The sequence below is a fragment of the Ruegeria sp. R13_0 genome (assembly GCF_017743995.1).
In the GTDB taxonomy this organism is placed as follows: domain Bacteria; phylum Pseudomonadota; class Alphaproteobacteria; order Rhodobacterales; family Rhodobacteraceae; genus Ruegeria.
Genome location: NZ_JAGHRB010000043.1, coordinates 1 through 2532, shown reverse-complemented (window position 1 = coordinate 2532; position 2532 = coordinate 1). Strand labels below are relative to the sequence as shown.

The window sequence follows — 2532 nt, the reverse complement described above, 5'->3', positions numbered from 1 at the left end:
CGATCACAGTGCGGGTTATATTCCCCCTCCGACGGATGCTTCTGAGGTTGAGGCTTATGTTGCGGCGGTGAAGGCTTTGCCTGATGCGCACGCGCATGGGGACGACCCCAGCAAAGCGGGCGAACATATGCAGCTTCTGGAGTTGGTGGAGCGGGCCGAGGCAACCCATGTGGCGATCGGCGATGGCGACTGGTTTGATGCCTCCAACTGGTACGAGGGTCGCATCCCCGATGTCGGCGCCAAGGTGCTGATCCCCGAGGGCATCAGCCTGCGTTATGAGGGCGAGAGCGACGCGTCGCTGTTCACTGTGCGTGTCGATGGCGAGTTGAGTTTTGCCACCGATGCGGATTCCAAAATGCTGCTGGATACGATGGTAGTCTCGCCAACGGGTCGCCTTGAGATAGGAACTGAAGAGAACCCGATCCAGGCCAATGTCGATGTGCAGATCGTGATCGCCAACAATGGTGATATAGACACCAGTTGGGATCCGATGCTGCTGTCACGTGGAGTAATATCGCATGGTGAGGTCGAGATCCATGGTGCCGAGAAGGAGAGCTTCCTGAAGGTGGATGACGCGCCGATGGCCGGCGACACGCAGATCCAATTGGCTGAAGTACCCGAAGGCTGGCAGGTCGGTGACACCATCGTGTTGAGCGGTACCCACAAGGAAGGTCGGCAATGGGCTGGCCAACGTGTGCATGTGGAAAGCCAGGATGAAGAGGTGACGATCACCGCCATCAACGGCGCGACGATCTCCATTGACCGACCGCTGCAATATGACCATGACACGCCACGCGATGACCTGAAGGCTTATGTGGCCAACATGACGCGTAATGTGACCATCTCGAGCGAGGATGGTGAGAGCACGGAAGTTCATCACCGCGGTCACACGATGTTCATGCACAGTGATGATGTGGACGTGCGCTACGCCGCCTTCGATGATCTGGGTCGCACCGATAAATCGGTACCGGCGGCTGATTTGGATGCTTTTGCCAGCATCGAGTCGGACACTAATATCAAGGGTCGCTATTCGTTCCATTTCCACAAGACCGGTACTGAGGATCAGGAAGATCCGGCCATCGCGATCGGCAATACGGTCAGTGGCTCGCCGGGCTGGGGCTTCGTACACCATTCCAGCCATGCCAATTTCACCGAGAACGTGGCCTTTGAGGTATTCGGTGCCGCCTTTGCTGCGGAAGATGGTGATGAGACCGGCATCTGGCTGCGCAACATGGCGATCCGGTCGGAAGGGCTCGACCGACTTGCAAAAGACGCTACCGACGGGGCCCGCCATGACAATGGCCGCACTGGCGACGGGTTCTTCTTTGCCGGCCGTCTGGTTGAGGCTGCCGAGAACGTAGCGGTCAACACTTCCAACGGCTTTGTCTGGATGCACCGAAGCGCACCATCCGCACCGCTGGCGAACAACCTGCACCAGCCGGAATTGGGTTACGGCGCAGAAACGGTTCCTGTCGGTCACGCCCCGATTCAGGGCTTTCGCGACAATGAGGCTTTCGGCACTGAATTAGGTTTGCATATAGTCAAGGCAAACCCGGCCCAAGAGACGGACGTCCGCACGGTGCTGGACGGCTTTCTAAACTGGGAGACCGCCCAAGGCGTTCAAATTGGGTATACCTCCCACTACACCTTGAAGGATTTTGACCTAGTCGCGACACAAAATATAACTGGTTATGGAGGACCTTGGATTGGTATTGGGTTCGCAAACAATGTGTTTGACTTCGTCGTCAACGGCCTGACTGCGGAGGGGTTCCAACGTGGCGTAGATCTCGACAATACGCTCACTCTTGCTACTCCGGATTGGGGGGATTCCGACTTCGATAACATCCTCATAGATGTAACGATGATCGACGTCGATACTGAATATGTTGGTTTCAACCCCGCGCGCCACTCGATCCTGACCTCGGACGATCTGACCCCCGGCCGTCTGGAATTCGATATGCAGGGCGACACTACGCTCTCTTGGGGCGAAACGTTCTACTTCAACGGCATTAAGACCGACTCGGTCGGGTCGCGTGACCGCCAGTTCCATGGGGATGAACACAAGCTGACCGCTCACGAAGTTCGAGAACTGTTGTCCTCGGACGGCTACTACGAGGCTGCGGATGGCCGCAAGGTAATGCTGATTGAGGATTTCATTGCTGACCGCGCCACGGGTGAGCTGAAGAAATTCGCGCATGTGGTGACACTGAACTTCTCGGACAGCCAGCTCAACAGCCTCAACGCTCCGTTCAATGGTCCGATCGACCTGAACAGCGCAGCGCCCAACGCTCGAGATGACGCGTTCGGAATAAACCAGAACCAGGACATCCTGCTGAACGTTCTGGGTAATGATTCCGACCCCGATGGCGATACGCTGCGGGTCGACGGACTGACCAACCCCGAACACGGTGATGTCTACCTGCAGGACAACGGACAGCTGCTCTACCGTCCAGATGTGGATTTCACCGGTGAGGACAGCTTCACCTATTGGGCAACGGACAACAATGGGAACTACGAAAACGCAACCGTGAC

The 2532-nt window shown here is 56.9% G+C and carries 1 protein-coding gene; it reads left to right on the top strand.

Annotated elements, in window-relative coordinates:
- On the top strand, positions 1-2532 hold a 2532-nt coding region (locus J7394_RS22725; protein ID WP_209256235.1), incomplete at both ends, for an Ig-like domain-containing protein.